Source organism: Embleya sp. NPDC005971 (assembly GCF_040629175.1).
GTDB lineage: Bacteria > Actinomycetota > Actinomycetes > Streptomycetales > Streptomycetaceae > Embleya.
In genome coordinates this window covers 66,443-85,220 of record NZ_JBEXUX010000029.1, presented here as the reverse complement: position 1 = coordinate 85,220, position 18,778 = coordinate 66,443, and the positions used below count along the sequence as shown (strand labels likewise).

General features: G+C 72.1%; 17 protein-coding genes. 4 read left to right on the top strand and 13 right to left on the bottom strand.

Annotation, left to right across the window (positions count from 1 at the left end):
- Window positions 1–78: 78 nt before the first annotated feature.
- On the bottom strand, window positions 79–405 hold the full coding sequence (gene fdxA / locus ABZ374_RS24930; RefSeq protein WP_020556628.1) for a ferredoxin: 327 nt from the start codon (window positions 403–405) through the stop codon (window positions 79–81).
- Between the two features lie 203 nt (window positions 406–608).
- Between fdxA and ABZ374_RS24925 the strand changes: the two genes are divergently transcribed.
- Entirely contained in the window at window positions 609–1,550 is a 942-nt protein-coding gene (locus ABZ374_RS24925; RefSeq protein ID WP_360314633.1) for a GNAT family N-acetyltransferase, read from the top strand.
- Window positions 1,547–2,386: a transglutaminase-like domain-containing protein gene (locus tag ABZ374_RS24920; protein WP_360314631.1), complete on the top strand. Its 840-nt coding sequence runs from the start codon at window positions 1,547–1,549 to the stop codon at window positions 2,384–2,386. Before ABZ374_RS24925 ends, ABZ374_RS24920 begins: the two co-directional genes overlap by 4 nt.
- A 67-nt stretch (window positions 2,387–2,453) precedes the next feature.
- Here ABZ374_RS24920 and ABZ374_RS24915 read toward each other — a convergent pair whose 3' ends face one another.
- From ABZ374_RS24915 to ABZ374_RS24895, 5 genes are all read right to left on the bottom strand, one after another.
- Window positions 2,454–4,061, bottom strand: a complete 1,608-nt coding sequence (locus ABZ374_RS24915) for a cellulose binding domain-containing protein (protein ID WP_360314629.1) — start codon at window positions 4,059–4,061, stop codon at window positions 2,454–2,456.
- Window positions 4,062–4,330: 269 nt separating this feature from the next.
- Window positions 4,331–4,936, bottom strand: a complete 606-nt coding sequence (locus tag ABZ374_RS24910) for a response regulator transcription factor (protein ID WP_360314627.1) — start codon at window positions 4,934–4,936, stop codon at window positions 4,331–4,333.
- 10 nt (window positions 4,937–4,946) lie between these two features.
- Complete coding sequence (locus tag ABZ374_RS24905; RefSeq protein ID WP_360314625.1) at window positions 4,947–6,155, bottom strand: sensor histidine kinase; 1,209 nt, start codon at window positions 6,153–6,155, stop codon at window positions 4,947–4,949.
- 49 nt (window positions 6,156–6,204) lie between these two features.
- Entirely contained in the window at window positions 6,205–6,933 is a 729-nt protein-coding gene (locus ABZ374_RS24900) for an ABC transporter permease (protein ID WP_360314623.1), read from the bottom strand.
- Window positions 6,930–7,880: an ABC transporter ATP-binding protein gene (locus ABZ374_RS24895; protein WP_360314621.1), complete on the bottom strand. Its 951-nt coding sequence runs from the start codon at window positions 7,878–7,880 to the stop codon at window positions 6,930–6,932. Before ABZ374_RS24895 ends, ABZ374_RS24900 begins: the two co-directional genes overlap by 4 nt.
- A gap of 58 nt (window positions 7,881–7,938) precedes the next feature.
- On the opposite strand from ABZ374_RS24895, the gene ABZ374_RS24890 reads away from it, so the two are divergent.
- Window positions 7,939–8,709: a hypothetical protein gene (locus ABZ374_RS24890; protein WP_360314619.1), complete on the top strand. Its 771-nt coding sequence runs from the start codon at window positions 7,939–7,941 to the stop codon at window positions 8,707–8,709.
- 75 nt (window positions 8,710–8,784) lie between these two features.
- Here ABZ374_RS24890 and ABZ374_RS24885 read toward each other — a convergent pair whose 3' ends face one another.
- The 5 genes from ABZ374_RS24885 to ABZ374_RS24865 all read right to left on the bottom strand — a co-directional run bounded on the left by ABZ374_RS24885 (window position 8,785) and on the right by ABZ374_RS24865 (window position 14,235).
- Complete coding sequence (locus ABZ374_RS24885; RefSeq protein WP_360314617.1) at window positions 8,785–11,628, bottom strand: VanW family protein; 2,844 nt, start codon at window positions 11,626–11,628, stop codon at window positions 8,785–8,787.
- Window positions 11,629–11,983: 355 nt separating this feature from the next.
- Window positions 11,984–12,376 (bottom strand): DUF6113 family protein, encoded by a 393-nt coding sequence (locus tag ABZ374_RS24880; RefSeq protein WP_360314615.1) that lies wholly within the window; start codon window positions 12,374–12,376, stop codon window positions 11,984–11,986.
- 10 nt (window positions 12,377–12,386) lie between these two features.
- Window positions 12,387–13,289, bottom strand: a complete 903-nt coding sequence (gene mshB / locus ABZ374_RS24875) for an N-acetyl-1-D-myo-inositol-2-amino-2-deoxy-alpha-D-glucopyranoside deacetylase (RefSeq protein WP_360314613.1) — start codon at window positions 13,287–13,289, stop codon at window positions 12,387–12,389.
- A 58-nt stretch (window positions 13,290–13,347) separates the two neighbouring features.
- A complete protein-coding gene (locus ABZ374_RS24870) occupies window positions 13,348–13,968 on the bottom strand; it encodes a class I SAM-dependent methyltransferase (RefSeq protein ID WP_360314611.1) in 621 nt (206 codons plus the stop codon).
- Between the two features lie 72 nt (window positions 13,969–14,040).
- On the bottom strand, window positions 14,041–14,235 hold the full coding sequence (locus ABZ374_RS24865; RefSeq protein ID WP_360314697.1) for a DUF2304 domain-containing protein: 195 nt from the start codon (window positions 14,233–14,235) through the stop codon (window positions 14,041–14,043).
- A 214-nt stretch (window positions 14,236–14,449) separates the two neighbouring features.
- Between ABZ374_RS24865 and ABZ374_RS24860 the strand changes: the two genes are divergently transcribed.
- Entirely contained in the window at window positions 14,450–16,573 is a 2,124-nt protein-coding gene (locus ABZ374_RS24860; RefSeq protein WP_360314609.1) for a prolyl oligopeptidase family serine peptidase, read from the top strand.
- A gap of 74 nt (window positions 16,574–16,647) precedes the next feature.
- Here the strand turns inward: ABZ374_RS24860 and ABZ374_RS24855 are convergent, their stop codons facing one another.
- Window positions 16,648–17,730, bottom strand: coding sequence for a dipeptide ABC transporter ATP-binding protein (locus tag ABZ374_RS24855; RefSeq protein WP_360314607.1), 1,083 nt, complete (start codon window positions 17,728–17,730; stop codon window positions 16,648–16,650).
- The gene (locus ABZ374_RS24850) at window positions 17,723–18,766 is read right to left on the bottom strand and encodes an ABC transporter ATP-binding protein (protein WP_360314605.1); all 1,044 of its coding nucleotides are present in this window, start codon (window positions 18,764–18,766) and stop codon (window positions 17,723–17,725) included. Before ABZ374_RS24850 ends, ABZ374_RS24855 begins: the two co-directional genes overlap by 8 nt.
- Window positions 18,767–18,778 lie beyond the last annotated feature (12 nt).

Genomic DNA, 18,778 nt, shown 5'->3' with positions numbered 1-18,778 from the left:
GCGACGCGCCCGCCGACCCCGCGCGGCTGCGGGGTCGGTAGGCGTTTCCGCACCGTTGTGCGAAGCGGTCACGTCGCTCTACTCGCCGGTCGCCTGCGGCGGCAGCGCGGCGATGAGCGGGTGGTCCTTGGCGATCAGACCCATCTTCGAGGCGCCGCCCGGGGAGCCGAGGTCGTCGAAGAACTCGACATTCGCCTTGTAGTAGTCCTTCCACTGCTCCGGGGTGTCGTCCTCGTAGAAGATTGCCTCGACCGGGCAGACGGGCTCGCAGGCTCCACAGTCGACGCACTCGTCGGGGTGGATGTACAGCGCACGCTCACCCTCGTAGATGCAGTCGACGGGGCACTCCTCGATGCATGCCTTGTCCTTCAGGTCGACGCAGGGCTGCGCGATGACGTAGGTCACGTCGGGTTCCTCCTCATGCGGGCGGTACAGGGTGCGCGGGAGCGCGGCAACGTCGGTGCCCGCAACTAGTATCGCGGTGGGCCGGGGCCTACTCCTAGCAGGTGGCCCTTCCTGTGGGCCGCGAACATGTCAGCAGACGTGGGCGGACGAGGTCAGCGCGGATCGGGGAAGCCGGACAGGTGAAGAGGATCACACCGCGAGATGTGGGCAGACGCGTGTCGGTGCGCCGCGAGCTGCCGCCGGAGGAGTCCGGAGCAGCCTTTACGGACGTCGTGGGCGACCTCGTGGACTGGCGCGACGGTGTGCTGACAATCACCCGCAGGGACGGCAGTATCGCCCGGGTGGCCGAAGCGAGCATCGTGGCCGCCAAGGTGGTGCCGCCGCCCGTGCAACGACTCACCCCGGCTCGGCTGCAGGACGTGGCCAGCCGATCCTGGCCCGCGCCGGAGGTCGCCACGTTCGGCGAATGGCTGCTGCGCGCGGCCGAGGGATTCACCCGGCGGGCCAACTCGGTGCTGGTCCTGGGCGAGCCCGGCGTCCCCTCCCAGGAGGCACTCGATCGAGTGAACCGCTGGTACGAGACCCGCGGGTTGCCGACGCTGTTCCAGGTCGCCCACGCCGACCCGTTCGACCGCTTCCTCGACGCGGCCGGGTGGCTCGCGGAGGGCGACGCCCTGATGCGCACCGGGCGGCTGGTGCGCGCGGCGGACGTGCTGCACGACGTGGACGCGAGTGCGGTCCGGGTCCAGGACACCCTCACCGACGCGTGGCTATCCCTCTACCACCACGTCGCGGGCCGCTCGGGCGGCGGCGCCGAACGGCATGTGCTCCAGGGTCCGCCCGGCACCCTGTTCGCGACCGTGTGCGATCCGGACTCGGGCGCGCCGATCGCGATCGGCCGCGTCTGCGTGCTCGGTCGGTACGCGGGCTTCGCCGCCCTGGAGGTCGACCCGGCCCATCGTCGGCGGGGCCACGCCCGGGCGATCGTGAAGGCGCTGACCGATCGGGCGCTGGCGAGCGGCGCGGTCACCGGGTGGCTCCAGGTCGAATCGGACAACCGGCCGGCCCGCGAGCTCTACGACGCGCTCGGCTTCACCGACCACCACCGCTACCACTACCGCCGATCGCCGGTCGCCCGCCCGTGAGCGATCCCGGGAACGCACGCGATCGGTTCGCCTCGGTGGTCCGGGCGGACGAGGTGGACCTGGCCGAGGCGGCACTGCTGATGGGCGTCGAGGTCGATCCGACCTTCGACCCGGCCGCGGGCATCGCCGAGTTGGACCGGCTCGCGGCGGCCGTGCGGGCCGAGGTGGGCCCCGGGGGCGACCCGGCCCGGGCCGCCGCGGCGCTCGCGCTCGTGCTCGGTGGTCGGGCCCGCTTCTTCGGACAACAGTCGGACTACGCCGACCTGCGCTCGTCGCTGCTGCACGAGGTGCTGCGCCGTCGACGCGGGCTGCCGATCCTGCTGTCGATGGTGTGGATCGAGGTGGGCCGACGGGCCGGCCTGCCGGTCTACGGCGTCGCGTTGCCGGGACATTTCGTGGTCGGGATCGGTGATCCGGACGACGCCTTCGAGCTGGCCGACCCCTTCCACGGCGGGGTGCCGCTGTCGGTGTCGCGGGCCCGCCGGTTGGCCGCGGAGGCGGGCGGCCAGGCGGGCGATCCGGCGCTTTTGCAGCCGGCCCGGCCGACCGCGATCCTGCTCCGGGTGCTCAACAACATCCGCGCCTGGGCCGCTCAGCCCGAGCGCGGCATCGAGGGCGCCTGGACCCGGTTGTGGGCGGTCGAGCTGTCGCTGCTGCTGCCGCGCCATCCGGCGGCGCTGCGCCACGAGCGCGGCACGCTGCTCGCCAAGACCGGCCAATTCGCGGCCGGCGCCCGGCAGTTGGAGGAATACGCCGAACTCGTCGAGCGGATCGACCCGAAGGTCGCCGAGGGTGTGCTGGCCGAGGCCAAGGCCGCCCGGGCCCGGCTGAACTGAGGCCCGGCGACCCCGGACGGGGCCGCGGCGGACCGAGCACGCTCCCGGCCGGTCCCGCCGCCGGGACTCAGCCGCCCAGGATGCGCAGGAACGCGTCGGCGTCCTGGGCGACCCCGCTGCACGTGGGGTCGACGCCCGCCTCGGTGCCGGCGCCGTCGGGGCACGGCCGGTCCCGCGCCGCGGACCACCAGGCGATCCGGCCCAGGTGCACCGTCCGGGCGAACTCGGCGAACCTGCGCGCGTCGTCCAGCGTGAACACCTCGCCCGCCACGTCGTTGCGGCCGATCATCACCGTCACCGACACCCGCCGCCAGGACTGCTCCTCGGACAGTTGCGGCCACACCTCGCGGATCTGCCCCTGTACGGCGTGCGCGGCGTCGCTCGCGAACTGGCCCATCCGGCCCTGCGGCCGGGGGGCGACCGCGGCGCCGTAGTTCAGCGCCTTGATGTTGACGTAGGAGACCTCGACCTGCTGCGCGACGGCGTCGCGCAGCAGCGCCTTGGCCTCGTCGCCCAACCCCTGGAGCGGGTCCACGGGCAGCGAGTACCCGATGTCCACGGGCCGGCCGGCCGCCCGGGCACCCTCCTGGAGCAGGTGGAGCGCCGCGTTGCGCCGCTGCACCACGTCGGGACGCACCAGCGAGCGGCCCTCGATGTCCAGGTCCATCCCGGTCGCCCCGGTCGCGGCCAGAACCTGCCGGTAGACGCCCGCCAGTTCCTCGGGCGTGCCGCAGGACGCCGCGAGGTCGGTACCGCCGGCGCCGCCGAAGGCGACCCGGATCGTGGTGCCGGCATCCCGCAGCGCGGCGATCCGACCGGTGGTCACCGGGTCGTCGAGTCGGGTCACCCCACCCCACATCGGCCGACAACCACCACCGTCCACGACGTAGGCCAACGTGCGCTCGCGCACCCCGCCGGCCGCGCCCGCCCGGGCGGGGTCGAGCGCGCCGGAGAGCGTCATGTCCAGGTAGGGCGCTAGGTGTTCGACCGTGCCCGAGCGCGGCGTGGCCGACCCGGTGGAGCCACTCGAGGACGGCGGCGGCGCCGTGGTCGACGGGGCGCCGACCCGGCCGGTGCCGGTGGGAGTGGGCCGAGCGGTGGGCCGGTCGGTGCCGTCGAGCGGGCCGGCGGAGGGAATCGGCCCGGCCGTGGCCGAGCGGTCACCGGACGCGGTCGGGGCGGGCACGCCGCACGGCTTGTCGTTGATCGTGCACGCGATCGGGCCGTCGGCACGCGCCGATTCGCTCGCGGTCGGCACGCCGGCGCCGTCCCGGCGCACCTCGAAGCCGACCACGATGCTCTCGCCCGGGCGCAGCGCCTTGTTCCAATTCTCGTTGCGCACCGTGTACTTGCCCTCGGCCGGCTGCAATCGGCCGTTCCACACGTTCGCGACCCGGGTGCCCGCCGGCAGATCGAAGCGCAGCGTCCAGCCCTTGACCGTGTCGGAGCCGGAATTGCGCAGGACGTACTGGCCGCTGTACCCGGTGGGCCACGAACCGGTGCGCACGTAGTCGGCGCTGAGCACGTGGTCGCGCCCGGGCGAGTCCCCGGACAGGGCCACGACCAGCGCGGCGGGCAACGCGGCGAGCGCGGCGCCGGCGGCGGCCCAGCGGATCCGCTCCCGGCGGGGACGACCGGCGCCCGGCTCGGGACCGCTTGCCCGGTGCGACCCCATGCCCATTTCCTCCGACATCCTCTCCGGCGGCACTCGGGCCGCCGGGCACGAGGACTCTACCGGCCTTCGCGCCCGGGTCCCATCGACCCGGTCCGGGCGGGGAGTTGCGAAGATCCTTCGTCTCGGCACGAGAGATGCGGGTATCGATCCCCGGCCACGAGCCGTGGAGCGCAAGGCATGCGGCGACACCCTCAAGGACGCCGAGGCGGGCCGGCCCGGTCACCGTCGGGATCGGGCCGGGGTCCGGTCCTCGCGGTGCGGGCCGCCGCTCACATCCAGCCGTTCTCGTGCGCGATGCGCACCGCGTCGGCCCGGTTGCGGGCATGCGTCTTGCCGATGCACGAGGAGAGGTGGTTGCGCACGGTGCCCTCGGACAGGTGCAGCCCCGACGCGATCTCGGACACCGTCGAGCCGTCGGCCGCCGCCCGCAACACGTCGCGCTCGCGTTCGGTCAGCGGATCGGCGCCGACCGAGAGCGCGGTCGCCGCGAGCGTGGGGTCGATCACCCGCTCCCCGCGCAGCACCCGCCGGACGGCGTCGGCCAGTTGTGCCGCGGGCGCGTCCTTGACCAGGAAGGCGTCCGCGCCCAGTTCCATCGCCCGACGCAGATAGCCGGGCCGGCCGAAGGTGGTCAGGATGACGATCCGGCACCCGGGCACGACCCGGCGCAGCTCGGCGGCGGCGGACAGACCGTCCTGGCCGGGCATCTCGATGTCCAGCAGCGCCACGTCGGCGCCGCTGGCCCGAACCGCCGCGAGCACCTCGTCCCCGCGCGCGACCTGGGCGACGACGCGAATGTCCTCCTCCAGGCCGAGCAACGCGGCCAGCGCCTCGCGCACCATGGCCTGGTCCTCGGCGAGCAGCACATTGATCACGGGCCGAACGTTAGCGGTTGACCCCGGGACCGATCAGCCCCACGTCGTCCTTACCGGGAAGCACCGGGACCGAAGCGGTCAATGCGAACCCGCGACCTCCCTCGGGAACACCCACCCGAATGTCGCCGTCGGCCAACGCGAACCGCTCGCGCAGCCCGGTCAGCCCGTTGCCCTCGCAGCGCGCCGCACCACGCCCGTCGTCGGTGATCTCCAGGCTCCACGCGGCTCCGGTACTCAGCGTGACCGAGCAACGTCGCGCGCCGCTGTGCCGCATCGTGTTGGTGACCGCCTCGCGCAGCGCCCACGCGAGCACCGCCTCGGCCTCCGGATCCGGGCACACCGGCCACTGTTCGGGCAGTACGACCAGCTCGATGCCCACCGCGCGGGCGGCGATCCGGGCACCCACCAGCTCGACCGCGAAGGTCGGCCGCCGATAGCCGCCCACCGCCTCGCGCACGTCCACGAGCGCCTGCCGGCTGACCCGCTCGATGTCCGCGACCTGTTCCGCCGCGCGCTCGACCTGCCCGGGCAGAAACCGGCCGGCGAGTTCGCTCTTGAGCGTGATCAGGGACAACGAGTGGCCGAGCACGTCGTGCAGGTCGCGGGCCATCCGCAGGCGCTCCTCGTTCGCGGAGAGCTGGGCCACGATCTCCCGGGCCTCGCGCAGCTCGACCAGCGTCTCCAGGAGTCGGCGCATCCCGAGCATCAGCCCGCCGGTGAGCACCGTGACGAAGGCGAGCACCAGGATGTCGTTCCCGGCCGCCCCCAGCAGCACGCCCAGGGCCAGCCCGGTCAGCACACAGCCCAGGATCGCCCACATCGACTGCGGGAAGCGCAGCCCGGCCCCCAGCGACACCGACACGTAGACCATCAGGCCCAGCCACTCGTCGTCGAAGGCCAGGATCAGCGCGACCGAGGTCGCCCACAACACCAGGCAGGTCAGTCGCAATATGCGATCGGTGTCCAGCACCCGGCGCAGCGCGGTCTCCAGCCGGCCGAACAGGCCGAACCAGCCGATCCCGCCGAACACCAGCGAGACGTAGCAGACCACCACCACCAGCAGCCCGAACGAGCCCAGCGCCAGCCGGACCGGGCCGTAGCCCCCGGTCGCCAGGTCGTGCACGACGGGGGTGAGGAAGAACAGCCACAACAACGACCACGACATCCGGATCGCCCGCCCTCGCGCGCTGTCCTGCCGCGTCGGGTCCGACCACTTCATGCCGTGCGCTCCTTCGTGGATGAGGTCCCGTGCCGCAAGCGATCCCGACTCAGGCCGCGACCTTTTGTTCGTCGCGACGGTAGCGCCACGCCGCCAGCGCGGTGAACGCGACCAGATACAGCGCCAATACCGCGATGTCCGACATCCGGGGATGCCGGCCGTCCAGCACCTCCCAGCCGAGCCGGCCGAGCCGGTAGGTCGGCATCACGTGCCCGATGTCCTGGAGGAACTGCGGGAACCCGGTCAACGGGACCCACATCCCGCCGAGCACCGCCATGCCCAGGTAGACCAGCATGAACACCGGCTGGGCGGAGTCGGGCGCGACCAGATAGCCCAACCCGATGCCCAGCACCGCGAACACGAACGAGCCGAACCACAGCGCGATCACCAGCACGCCCCACTGCCACGGGTCCAGCCGCACCCCGCGCAGGAAACCGGTGAACAGCACCAGCACGATCGCGGGCAGGCCGACCACCGCCGCCGACGCGAGCTTGGAGATCACGTACTGCCGCCCGGTCAGCGTGGTCAGCCGCAACTGGCGGGTCCAGCCGCTCTGCCGCTCGGCCGCGATCCGCTGCACGCCCGCGCTGAGCGTCGCGCCGACCGCGCCGAACGAGGCCATCGACACCATGATGTAGGCGGCCACGTCGGTGCCGTCGACGTCACCCGACTGGCTGCCGAAGATCAGGTACATCGCGACCGGGTAGGCGAGCGTGAAGAGCAGGTACCGGCGGTTGCGCAACATCCGCAGGACTTCCAGCCTCATCAGGGTCCTCATGACGCGATCTCCATGCCTTCCGCCTCGTCCGCCTGCTGGGTGATCGCCAGGAACGCCTGCTCCAGGCCGAGTCCGGCCACTTCCAGGCCGCGCGGCCGAAGACCCGCGGCGTAGATCGCGGCGACCGTCTCGTCGGCGTCGTCGCTGCGCATGCGCACCGTGGTGCCGCCGAGTTCGAGCTGCACGACGCCGGGCAGCGCGCGCAGGGTCGATTCGTACCGCTCGACCGACTCGGTCAGGTCGAAGGCGATCCGGCGCAGTCCCGCGCGGGCCTTGATCTGCGCGGCGCTCGCGTCGGCGAGCAGTTTGCCGCGGTGCAGCACGAGCACCCGGTCGGCGACGTTGTCCGCCTCTTCCAGGTAGTGCGTCGCGAACAACACGGTGCGGCCCAGCTCGGCCTGTTCGCGCATGCTCCCCCAGAACCGCCGCCGGCTGTCCACGTCCATGCCGGTGGTGGGCTCGTCCAGGACGATCAGGTCCACCTCGCCCGCGATGGCCACCGCGAAGCGCACCCGCTGGGCCTGCCCGCCGGAGAGCTTGTCGACGTTCTTGTCGACCAGGTCCTCGATGCCCGCCCGTTGCAGCACCTGTGCCTGCGGCAACGGGCGCGGGTGCAGGTCGCGGGCCAGCTTGACCATCTCGCCGACGGTCACGTCCGGCATCAGGCCGCCGCTCTGCAACATCGCACCGACCCGCCCCCGGCGGATCGCGTCGCGCGGGTCGCCGCCGAACAGCGCGACGGTGCCCTCGGTGGGCCGGCTCAGGCCGAGCAGCAGGTCCAACGTGGTGGACTTGCCGGCGCCGTTGGGGCCCAGCAGGGCGACCGTCTCGCCCTGGTGCAGCTCCAGATCGAGCCCGTCCACGGCGCGCAGGTCGCCGAAGCTCTTGCGCACACCGGCGAGTGCGACGGCCGGCGCGGTCGTCTGTTTTCCAGCCGTGATCGTCATGCGTCAACAGTGGCGGTGGGCGCGGATCCGGCGAAGTGGGAAACCTCCTGATCGCGCCATGACAGATGTCATGGCCGTGCCGGCCGGGCCGGACGCCTACCGTGGGCACATGGTGCGACTGACCGACTCCCAGACCGGCAAGTCCGAGCCCGTGACCACCTCGATCGGCAGACGGGTGCGCGTCGCCTACCCGAGTCGCTCGTTGCGCGCGGCGATCCTCGCCGACACCTTCCGCCGCGTCGCGGACCGGCACCGGCTGACCGTGACGATCCATCAACTGCCGTACCGCGCACAGATCGCGGACCCGACGGGCTACGGGCGGTACAACATGCCGGTGCCCGGCACCGGACAGCCGGACGGCGCGATCGACCTGTACATCGGCGAGAGCGGCGATCAGGGACCCAAGGCCCGGGTACACGTGCTGCACCCGGCGGCGCTGATCGAGGCCGCGCCGCGGCGTCCGGTCCCGCACCCCCGAGACCCGCTCGCGCTGCGCCTGCTGCTGCTCTCGCTGGCCGCGGACGAACCGCTGCGCGCGGACCCCAAGGGCTATTACGGGGCCGCCGAGGCCGAGCGCACCCTCACCGAGTTGCGGGCCCGAACGGCCGAGTGCGCCGAGTCCCCGTCCCGGGCGCTGCCGGGCGAGGCGGTGGCGCCGGTCCACGCCGCGCTCGACGACGGCCTGGACACCCCCACCGCGCTTCGGCTGGTGGTCGAGCTGGCCCGCGACCAGGGGCTGGCCCCCGGCGCCCGGTTCGAGGCGCTGGCCTATCTGGACCGCTTCCTGGCCCTGGACCTGTCCCGCGACGTGGGCCGGCCCACCGACTGACCCGGCCCCGGACGCGGCACGCCGGACGGGCAGGTCGCCCGTCCGGCGTGTGGCTGCGCGCGAAGGTGCCCGGCGCTAGTCGTCCGACATGCGGACCGGCATCGCGCCCGGCGGCGGCGAGTCCGCCGTGCGTCCCTGGCCCTCGCCCTCCGCGCCGCCGGTGCGATCACAGGTGATCTTGTCCGCCGGGTCGTACTTGGTGTGGAACTTCTCCCGCGCGCTCTCCTTGCCGCCCTGGATGAACACCCGCGTCACGTCGATCTTGAACCCGTCGGAGGCGGCCTGCGGCACGCAGCCGGCCGACTTGTCCACCACCGACTTGGGCTTGACCACGTCGTACTTGCTGCCCGGCTCGGCCTTGATGTCGTCGAACCGGCGGGTGCCCAGCAGGGTCACGGTCACCGTGGAGTCGGTGTAGGTGGACTCCAGATAGACGTTCTTCCCGGAGTCGTTCTGGAACTTCAGGTCCAGCGAGGGCCAGGCCACGGTGGCCTCGCGACCGGCCGGATAGCGGTCGATCCAGAAGCTGTGCGGGCGATGCATGACGTCCTTGAGCCCGGCGAAGAACACCGCGTTGAAGGTCGTCGTGGCCACCTGCGACACGCCGCCGCCGAAGTCGGTCTGGAAACGCCCGTTGTTGATGATCGTGCCCTTGGCGAAGCCGTTCTCCGCGGTGCGCTCGCCGACCGTCTTGTTCAGGCTCCAGGTGTCGCCGGGCTTGACCACCGAGCCGGTGATCAGGTCGGCGGCCCGGTGGATGTTGGTCAACCGGTATGGGGCGAACGGGTAGTTCGTCGTGTACGTCGACATCACCTCGGTGATGCCGAGCTTGTTCGCCGCCTCGGTGGTCAGCTTGGGCTCGACCGGGCCGAGGCTGACCTTCGCGGTGCGGGCCGTGCCGGTCTTGGCCAGCACGGTCAGCAGCGCGTCGGCCGCGGTCGCGCCGGAGACGCCCTTGCCGGGCACGGACGGCACCACGGACACCTTGGCACCGGCCGCCAATTTGCCCTCGACCTTGAACGTGGCGTTCTTGGGCTTCTCGCCGACCGAGGAGAAGGTCTGGCCCAGTTCGTCCTGCAGTCCGTTCGTGTCGATCCTGGGCTGCAACCTGCCGCTGCCGTCCGGGACCATGGTGAGGTACTTGGCGAGCACGGCCGGGGTCAGCTTGAGGCTCTTGGTGCCGGCCGTCAGGGTGACCGGTCCGGACATCGCGGGCACCGCGAACTCGCGCATCGCGCGGTCCACTTCGGCCTGGGCGACCTTGGGGTCGGCGGTCTTGACCGGCAGTTCGACCGGCCCGTTGCCGCGCAGGAAGGCCGCCTCGACCAGCTTGACCGCGGCGGCGGTGTCCAGCACCTTGCCCCTGGTCGGCGCGATCGCGGCGGCCTGGCCGCCCGCGAACGAGATCCCGCCGTCGGTCAGCCCGCCGCCGGCCTCGGCGGCGCGCGCCTCCAACTCGGCCCCCAGCTTGACCGGGTCCACGACCGTACGCGGCTGCGTCTCCCGGGTCTTGCCGAGCATCGCCGGCACCGAGGTGAGCGGGTTCATCCCGCCCTTCGACGCCTCGCTGACCGTCGCGCGGGCGTCGAGCAGCAGCCCGGCCACGGCCGGGTCGAGCTGGAACTCCTTGCCCGCCAGGGTGAGCCTTATCGGCTTGGTGGTGCGATCGCCGAGCTTTTGTTCGAGCGTACGCACCGCCTCGTCGCGGGACTGGCCGCCGATGTTGACGCCGAGCACCGAAGTGCCGCGCGGCACCCCGCCGCCGGCATAGGCCAGCGACGCGCCGTACACCCCGCCCACCACGGCGAGCCCCGCCGCGCACGCGATCAGCGCCTTCGGCTTGCGCCGCCGCGGTCGCGCGGGCGCGGGTCGCGGCTCGTCGGTGCCGTCCCGAGTGTCGTCGGGGTGCGCCGTGCCGGACTCCGCCGCGTGCGCGTCGGTGGTGCCGTACTGCGGGAACCCGTGGTCGGCGGCGTCCTGCTCCTGCCGCGTCTGGTACTCGTACGGCCCGTCGGACTCACCGTCGCGGGTCCAGCGCGGCGGGTCCTGCGAGGGCAGCGGGGCCTGGCCGCGCAACACCACCGGCGGAATCGGCCGCGACCCGGGGATCTTGATGCTGACCCGGGTGGTCATCGTCTGGTCACCGGACTCGACGTCCGACTCGGCGTCCACCTCGTCGGCGGGCGCGGCCGGCACCGGGTTGGCCTCGGGTGTGCCGAAGCCGGCGATCAGCCGGCGCCGACCCACCCGGGTCGGCAGCGCGCCGCTCGCCGCGGCCGCCTCCCCCGGCGCCGCCTCGGTCGGCCGGGCGAACGGCTCGACCACGGGCGGCGGGCCGTAGCCGACGTCGTCCAGACCCGCACCGGGCACACCCGCGCCGTGCTCGTCCGAGTACGCGGCGGGCGCGCCGGAGAGCGGCTGATCGTGCGGCGGTTGCCGGTGGCTCGGCGGCTGCCCGGGCTGCGCCGGTACGAACGCCGGCGGCGGCGCGTCCGAGAACGGCACCGGACCGGACGCACCGCCCGGGTCGGCGGTCAGACTCCTGGCTCCCGAGGCGCCGGGAACCCGCTGCGGCAGTCCGTTGGGCCCCAGCGGCGGGGCCTCCTGCCGGGGCGGTTCCGCGACGGGAGGCACATCGTCGTCCGCGCTGGGCCACGACGAACCACCCGGCGGCCCCGCGACGGGCGCGGGGCGGGGCGGTTCGTCATCGAACCACGACGCGAACTCGTCGTCGTCCCCGAACGGATCGGGGGATGGATGCGGAGACGACGCGGGCGCGGCGGATCGCTCACGGGCAGCGGGTGCGGCCGGCGACGAACGGCCGACCCGCCCGAAGAACGGATGCGGATCACCACCGAGATCGTCGCGGCGCGGCTGCGCGCCCGGGTCGTCGGGCGTGGGGGGCTGGTCGTTACTCACGAAGAACGAGCTCTCCGACAGCTGAAGGTTGCGTGGCGGCGCACGGCCGCCCCCGCCCGGGGTCGGGCGGTATCCAGGAAAGTGCGACGGCGGTGCGTTGACACACGCCGCGTGCGGGTCGTGACACCGCCTTCGAGGGTTTTACTGCTCCCCATCGAAAGCGAGTGGACGAACTCGGCCACCGAGGTTGCCCGGTACGACGGGCCAGAGGAGTCGGTCGCGACGGCCCCATGGACAGGACATGACACGCACCGCACCTCGGCAACCACAATACTGCGCTCCTGCCACACCGTTACCCCGCACCGTCGCCTACCGCGCAGCACGCGCCGTCGGCAAGCATGGCGGGGCAAGGGAGTCACCTTGTCCGCGTCTTCACCGATTCACCCGAAAGGAGGACGGGTTTGATGCCGCCCCAAGGGTAAGTGGCCGCGGCGACACCGAAGATGGTGCCACCGAGCAGATAGATATACGACAGGAACCCGCTGACAAAGATCCAGTCGCCCTCGGGCCGGGTCCAACTCGCCAGCCACAACACGGTCAGCATCCAGGCGGCGACCGGCACCGCGGCCCCCGCCTTCGTCTTGAGCAGCGAACCGCCCGCGACGAACAGGCCGCCGCTGCCCGCGAGCGCGACGATCAGTCCGGCAGGCGGGTAGGCCGCCTGGGTGAACGCCCCGATGAAGGCGATCACCACGCCGAGCAGGAACAGCACCACGTATGCCGCGATGCGGCCGGCTTTGTCTGGCACGAGGGCTACCTTACGGGCGCAGTCCGGCGAACAGGTCGTCCTCGCGGTGGTCCGGGCCGGTGGGCCCGAGTTCGCCGCGCACCAGCCGATAGTGCTCGACCGACATGATGCTCTGGCCGATGTTGTTGGACAGCGCGAAGAAGCCGTCCTCCACCGAGACCTGGGTGGGATAGGCCCGCAGCGCGTCGAACTTGGCGCCCACGTAATCGCCCGCGTCCACGGCGGTGGTGACCTGGTCGTCGTCCACCGCGAACGGCAACTCGTCCACCTCGACCGCGGTGAACGGCACGTCCTGGCCGGCCTCGATCATCCGCTCGATGCCGGCCTTGAGGATCGACCGGGGCATCACGTTGTAGTAGATCTTCGCGATCGTCCAGGGTTCGCCCGCGCCCTCGGCGTGGGTCGGGTCGGCGGCCAGCTCGGCGGCACGCAGCGCCACCCGGTGCGCCTGGATGTGGTCCGGGTGGCCGTAGCCGCCGCGCTCGTCGTAGGTGGCGAGCACCTGCGGGCGCACCTCGCGGATCACCGACACCAGGTGCGCGGCGGCCTCGTCGACGTCGGCCCGCCAGAAGCAGTCGGGCCGATCGTTGCTCGGCACGCCCATCATCCCGGAGTCCCGGTAGCGGCCCGGGCCACCCAGGAAACGCTGGTCGGAGATGCCGAGCACCTTCATCGAGTCGGCGATCTCGGTCATCCGGTGCGGCCCGAGCCCGTCCTCGCGGTCGGCCGCCAGGTGGGCCAGCTCGGGAACCAGGATCTCGCCCTCCTCACCGAGCGTGCAGGTGACGAGCGTGACGTGCACACCCTCGGCCGCGTAGCGCGCCATCGACGCGCCGTTGTTGATCACTTCGTCGTCCGGGTGGGCATGGACGAGCAACAGGCGCAGCGGGCTTTCGACAGTGCGTTCGGTCATGCGTGACAGCCTACGCAGCCGATCGCGGGACCCGGGGCGCCGACCCCGCGTCGCCGAGTCAGCCGGTCGGCCGCGCGTGCACGGCCACCAGGTAGTCGCCGCCGTCGATCCAGGGCTCGCGCCCCCAGCCGGCGTATCGGGTCCGGCGGGTCAGCCCGGCCGCCGCGCAGGCCGCCTCGTACTGCTCGACGTCGATCGTGGCCCCCACCTCGTCGGGACCGCCCGTGAGGCTGAACCCGGCGACCAGGATCCCGCCCGGCCGCAACATCGTGCCCAGCGCGCGCACGACCTCGACCTCGCTGCCCGGAGTCAGGAAGATCATCACGTTGCCGGCGGCCACCACCAGGTCGAAGCTGCCGCGCCCGCCGAGCGCCGCCGGATCCAGGTCGGCGAGGTCGTCGAGCACCCAGGTCAGCCCGGGCGCCGCGGCCCGGGCCTCGGCGAGCATCGAGGCGTCCAGGTCGACGCCGACCACCTCGTGGCCCTGCCGGGCCAGCTCGATCGCCACCCGGCCCGTCCCACAGCCCGCGTCCAGCACGCGCGCGGGCTCGGACAACAGCGCGTCGCAGAACCGCGCCTCGCCGTGCATGTCGCGCCCTTCGGCGGCGAGTCGGCGAAACCGCTCGGCGTACTCGGGCCCTCGGGTGCCACCGGTATTGGCCAGCCATCGATTGGTCATGACAGACCAGCCTACAAAGCCGACCCCGTGAGCCCTCGCCGGCGGCACTCGCTCAGGACCGAGGGAGCCCGCTCAGAAATGGATCCCGTTGACCACTCCGGCCAGGCTCATGCCCGCGTCGCGGATCGAGGGGGCCATCGATGTGGTCGACAGATAGAAGCCGAGCAGCGTGCAGACGATCGCGTGTACGGGCCTGAGCGCGGACTTCCGGACGAAGAAGACGACGGTGACACCGAGCAGCAGCACGGCGGAGACGGACACCACCACAGTCACGCACCTCCTGTGCGCAAGGGGGTTCGAGGGCTTGCTCGGGGAAGCCGGCCATCGCACCCAAAGGGACATGTCTACACACAGACTGTAAGCCGGCGATCACGAACAGCGTTCACTCGTTCAGCGGGCGCGAGGTGGTGTTCGCACGGGCGTCCGCACTCTCCCTCGGTCTCCCCTCCCCTCGACGCCCCCGCCCCGTACGCTGTGGCGCATGAGCTCGGAGATCACATTTCCCCGGCAATACGCCCGCACGCAGCGCTTCACCCAAGGCGCTCCACGCGGCTTCGGCATCGCCGACGGCCGGATCACCTTCCTGCGGTCCAAGGCCGCCGACGACCCCACCACGTGCCTGTGGACGCTCGACCCCGAGACCGGCGTCGAGCGCTTGGTGGCCGATCCCGCGGTGCTGCTCGGCGGCGCGGCCGAGGATCTCTCCGCCGAGGAGCGGGCCCGACGCGAACGCAGTCGCGAGGGGGCGGCCGGCATCGTCGGTTACGCGCTCGACGGCGCGGGCGAGCTGGCGGCTTTCACCCTTTCGGGCCGGCTGTTCGCCGTCTCCCTCACCGATGGGCGGGCGGCGCGCGAGCTGGCCGTGCCCGGCCCGGTGATCGATCCGCGTCCCTCGCCGACCGGCACGCACATCGCCTACGCGGCGGCCGGCGCCCTGCGGGTGGTGGCCGCCGACGGCTCGGGGGACACCGCGCTCGCCGAGCCCGACGGCGACGACGTCGTCTGGGGCCTGGCCGAGTTCATCGCCGCCGAGGAGATGTCCCGCTTCCGGGGCTACTGGTGGGCGCCCGACGGCTCCGCGCTGATCGCGACCCGCGTGGACGACGCGCCGGTGGATCGCTGGTGGATCAGCGACCCGGCCAACCCGGCCAGTGCGCCGACGCGGGTGGCCTATCCCGCCGCCGGCACCCCCAACGCCGAGGTCACCGCGTGGCTGATCGGCCTCGACGGCACCCGTACCGAGCTGACCTGGGACCGCGCGGCGTACCCCTACCTCGCGAGCGTGCACTGGTCGGCCGGCGGCGACCCGCTGCTGAGCGTGCAGCCGCGCGACCAGAAGCGACTGCTCACCCTCGCCGTCGACCTCGGCGCCGGGACCACCCGCGAGCTGCACGCGGAAACCGACGACGTGTGGATCGACCTGGTCCCGGGCGTACCCGCGTGGACACCGGACGGCCGGCTGGTCCGGCTGGTCGACGCCGACGGGGCCCGCCGGGTGGTGGTCGCGGACAAGGAGCTGACCGACCGCCGCCTGTTCGTGCGCTCGATCCTGGACGTCGCCGACGAGGACGTGCTGATCACCGCGTCGGCCGGAACCGACGCGAGCGACCCCGAGATCGGCGAGATCCACGTCTACCGGGTCGCCGCCGACGGGGTCACCCGGGTGAGCGCCGAGCCCGGCGTGCACACCGCGGTGCGCTCCGGCGACACCACGGTATTGCTCTCCTCCTCGCTGGACCGCTTCGGCGCCCGGGTCGGGGTGTATCGCGACGGCGCCGAACTCGCCGAGATCACCTCGCACGCGGCCACCCCCGTGCTCACCGCGCGGGTCGAACTGTTGCGCGCCGGTGCCCGCGACATCCCGTGCGCGCTGCTGCTGCCGACCGGGTTCGACCCCGCCTCCGGCGAGCGGCTGCCGATCCTGCTGGACCCGTACGGCGGCCCGCACGGCCCGCGCGTGCTCGCCGCGCGCAACCCGCACCTGACCTCGCAGTGGTTCGCCGACCAGGGCTTCGCGGTGCTGGTCGCGGACGGCCGGGGCACCCCCGGGCACTCCCCCGAGTGGGAGAAGTCGATCCACCTGGATCTGGGCCCGATCACCCTCCAGGACCAGGTGGACGCCCTCGCGGCGGTCGCCGCCGAGCGACCCTGGCTGGACACCACCCGGGTGGGCATCCGCGGCTGGTCCTACGGCGGCTACCTGGCGGCGCTGGCCGTGCTGCGCCGCCCGGACGTCTTCCACGCGGCCGTGGCCGGCGCACCGGTCACCGCCTGGGAGCTCTACGACACGCACTACACCGAGCGCTACCTGGGTCTGCCCGCCGAGCAGCCGGAGGTCTACCGGCGGAACTCGTTGGCGGCCGGCATCGAGCAGGTGCCGACCCGTCGGCCGCTGATGCTGGTGCACGGCCTCGCCGACGACAACGTGGTCGCGGCGCACACGCTGCGGCTGAGCAGCAGCCTGCTCGCGGCCGGCTACCCGCACGAGGTGCTGCCGCTGTCCGGCGTCACCCACATGACGCCGCAGGAGCAGGTCGCGGAGAACCTGCTGCTGCTCCAGGTCGACTTCCTGCGCCGGGCCCTGGCCCGCCCCGCGACCGACTGACCCACCGGCAGGCACACGACAGGGCCCGCCGTTCCCGATCGGGAACGGCGGGCCCTGTCGTGTCGGGACGCGGATCAGGCCGCGCCGACGATGTCCTTCTCCTCGGCGAAGTGACACGCGCTGTCGTGCGCGCCCAGGCCGGAGAGGCCCTTGCGGATCTCCAGCAACGGCTCCTGCTCGGCGCAGATGTCCTGCGCCTTCCAGCACCGGGTACGGAACCGGCAGCCCGAGGGCGGGTTCGCCGGCGACGGCACGTCGCCGGTGAGGATGATCCGCTCGCGGTGTTCGCGGCCGTCCGGGTTCGGCACCGGCACCGCGGACAGCAGCGCCTGGGTGTACGGGTGCGTCGGGTGGTCGTAGATCTGCGCGTCGGTGCCGATCTCGGCGATCCGCCCGAGGTACATCACCGCGACGCGGTCCGAGATGTGCCGCACCACGGAGAGGTCGTGCGCGATGAACAGGTACGACAGACCCAGTTCGTTCTGCAGCTTCTCCAGCAGGTTGACCACCTGCGCCTGCACCGACACGTCCAGTGCGGACACCGGCTCGTCGGCGATGATGATCTCCGGGTTGAGCGCGAGGCCCCGGGCGATCCCGATGCGCTGGCGCTGACCGCCGGAGAACTGGTGCGGATACCGGTTGATGTGCTCCGGGTTCAGGCCGACCAGTTCGAGCAGTTCCTGCACCCGCCGCTTGCGGTCGCCCTTGGGCGCGACCTCCGGGTGGATGTCGTACGGCTCACCGATGATGTCGGCGACCGTCATCCGCGGGTTCAGCGAGGTGTACGGGTCCTGGAAGACCATCTGGATGTTGCGGCGCACCGCCTTGAGCGCACGACCGGACAACTTCGCCAGGTCGTCGCCCTTGTACAGCACGCTGCCCGCGGTGATCGACTCCAGGTTCATCAGCAGCCGGGCGACGGTGGACTTGCCACAACCCGACTCGCCGACCAGACCGAGGGTCTCGCCCTTCATCAGGTCGAAGGTGACACCGTCGACGGCCTTGACGGCGCCGATCTTCTTCTGGAAGAGGATGCCCTGGGTGATCGGGAAGTGCTTGACCAGCCCCCGCACCTGAAGGATCGGCTCGCCCTGTGCCACCGGCTTGACGACCTTGCGCACATCGGCGGCGGTCGCGCCGGTCGGGGACTCAGTCACGGACTTCTCCCTCCATCACGGTCTCCCAGAAGTGGCATGCGCTACCACGCCCGGGCGAGATCTCGTGCAGCGGCGGAACGTCGCTGCGACACACGTCCTGCGCGTACGGGCAGCGCGGGTTGAACGCGCAGCCGGACGGGATGCGCATCAGGTTCGGCGGCAGGCCCTTGATCGCGTACAACTCGCGACCCTTGTGGTCCAGGCGCGGGATCGACTCGAGCAGACCCTTGGTGTACGGGTGGGTCGGCTGCCGGTACAGCTCGCGCACCGGCGCCTGCTCGACGATCCGGCCCGCGTACATGACCGCGATCTTGTCCGCGACGTCGGCGACCACGCCGAGGTCGTGGGTGATCAGGATCAGGCCCATGTTGCGCTCGCGCTGGAGTTCCGCGAGCAGGTCCATCACCTGCGCCTGCACGGTCACATCCAGCGCGGTGGTCGGCTCGTCCGCGATGATCAGCTCGGGGTCCAGCGCGAGCGCCATCGCGATCATGATGCGCTGGCGCATGCCGCCGGAGAACTGGTGCGGGTAGTCGTTCACCCGGTCCTTGGCGGCCGGGATGCGCACCTGGTCCATCAGCTCGATGGACTTGAGCTTCGCGTCCTTGCGGGACATCCCGCGGTGCACGGTGAACATCTCGGCGAGCTGGAAGCCGACCGAGTACACCGGGTTGAGCGCGGAGAGCGCGTCCTGGAAGATCATCGAGATCTTTTGGCCGCGGATCTTCCGGCGCTCCTCCTTGGACATCTTGAGCATGTCCTTGCCGTGGAAGCGGATCTCACCACCGGTGATGTGCCCCGGCGGCATGTCCAGGATGCCCATGATCGTCTGCGCGGTCACCGACTTGCCGGACCCGGACTCGCCGAGCACCGCGAGCGTCTCGCCGGCGCTGACGTCGTACGAGACACCGTTGATCGCCTTGGCCACACCGTCGCGGGTGCGGAACTCGACGTGGAGGTTGTCCACTTCGAGCAGCGGCGCGGCAGCGGCCGAGCCCGGGCTCCCGGGCTTGTTCTTCGTGTCGATCGTCGTCACTTGTCTGTCCCC

What these genes read in the sequence shown, in the direction of transcription:
- ABZ374_RS24915 (WP_360314629.1), bottom strand. Translation starts at nt 4,061, where the DNA reads ATGGGGTCGCACCGGGCAAGCGGTCCCGAGCCGGGCGCCGGTCGTCCC.
- ABZ374_RS24905 (WP_360314625.1), bottom strand. Translation starts at nt 6,155, where the DNA reads ATGAAGTGGTCGGACCCGACGCGGCAGGACAGCGCGCGAGGGCGGGCG.
- ABZ374_RS24900 (WP_360314623.1), bottom strand. Translation starts at nt 6,933, where the DNA reads ATGAGGACCCTGATGAGGCTGGAAGTCCTGCGGATGTTGCGCAACCGC.
- ABZ374_RS24895 (WP_360314621.1), bottom strand. Translation starts at nt 7,880, where the DNA reads ATGACGATCACGGCTGGAAAACAGACGACCGCGCCGGCCGTCGCACTC.
- ABZ374_RS24890 (WP_360314619.1), top strand. Translation starts at nt 7,939, where the DNA reads ATGACAGATGTCATGGCCGTGCCGGCCGGGCCGGACGCCTACCGTGGG.
- mshB (WP_360314613.1), bottom strand. Translation starts at nt 13,289, where the DNA reads ATGACCGAACGCACTGTCGAAAGCCCGCTGCGCCTGTTGCTCGTCCAT.
- ABZ374_RS24870 (WP_360314611.1), bottom strand. Translation starts at nt 13,968, where the DNA reads ATGACCAATCGATGGCTGGCCAATACCGGTGGCACCCGAGGGCCCGAG.
- ABZ374_RS24860 (WP_360314609.1), top strand. Translation starts at nt 14,450, where the DNA reads ATGAGCTCGGAGATCACATTTCCCCGGCAATACGCCCGCACGCAGCGC.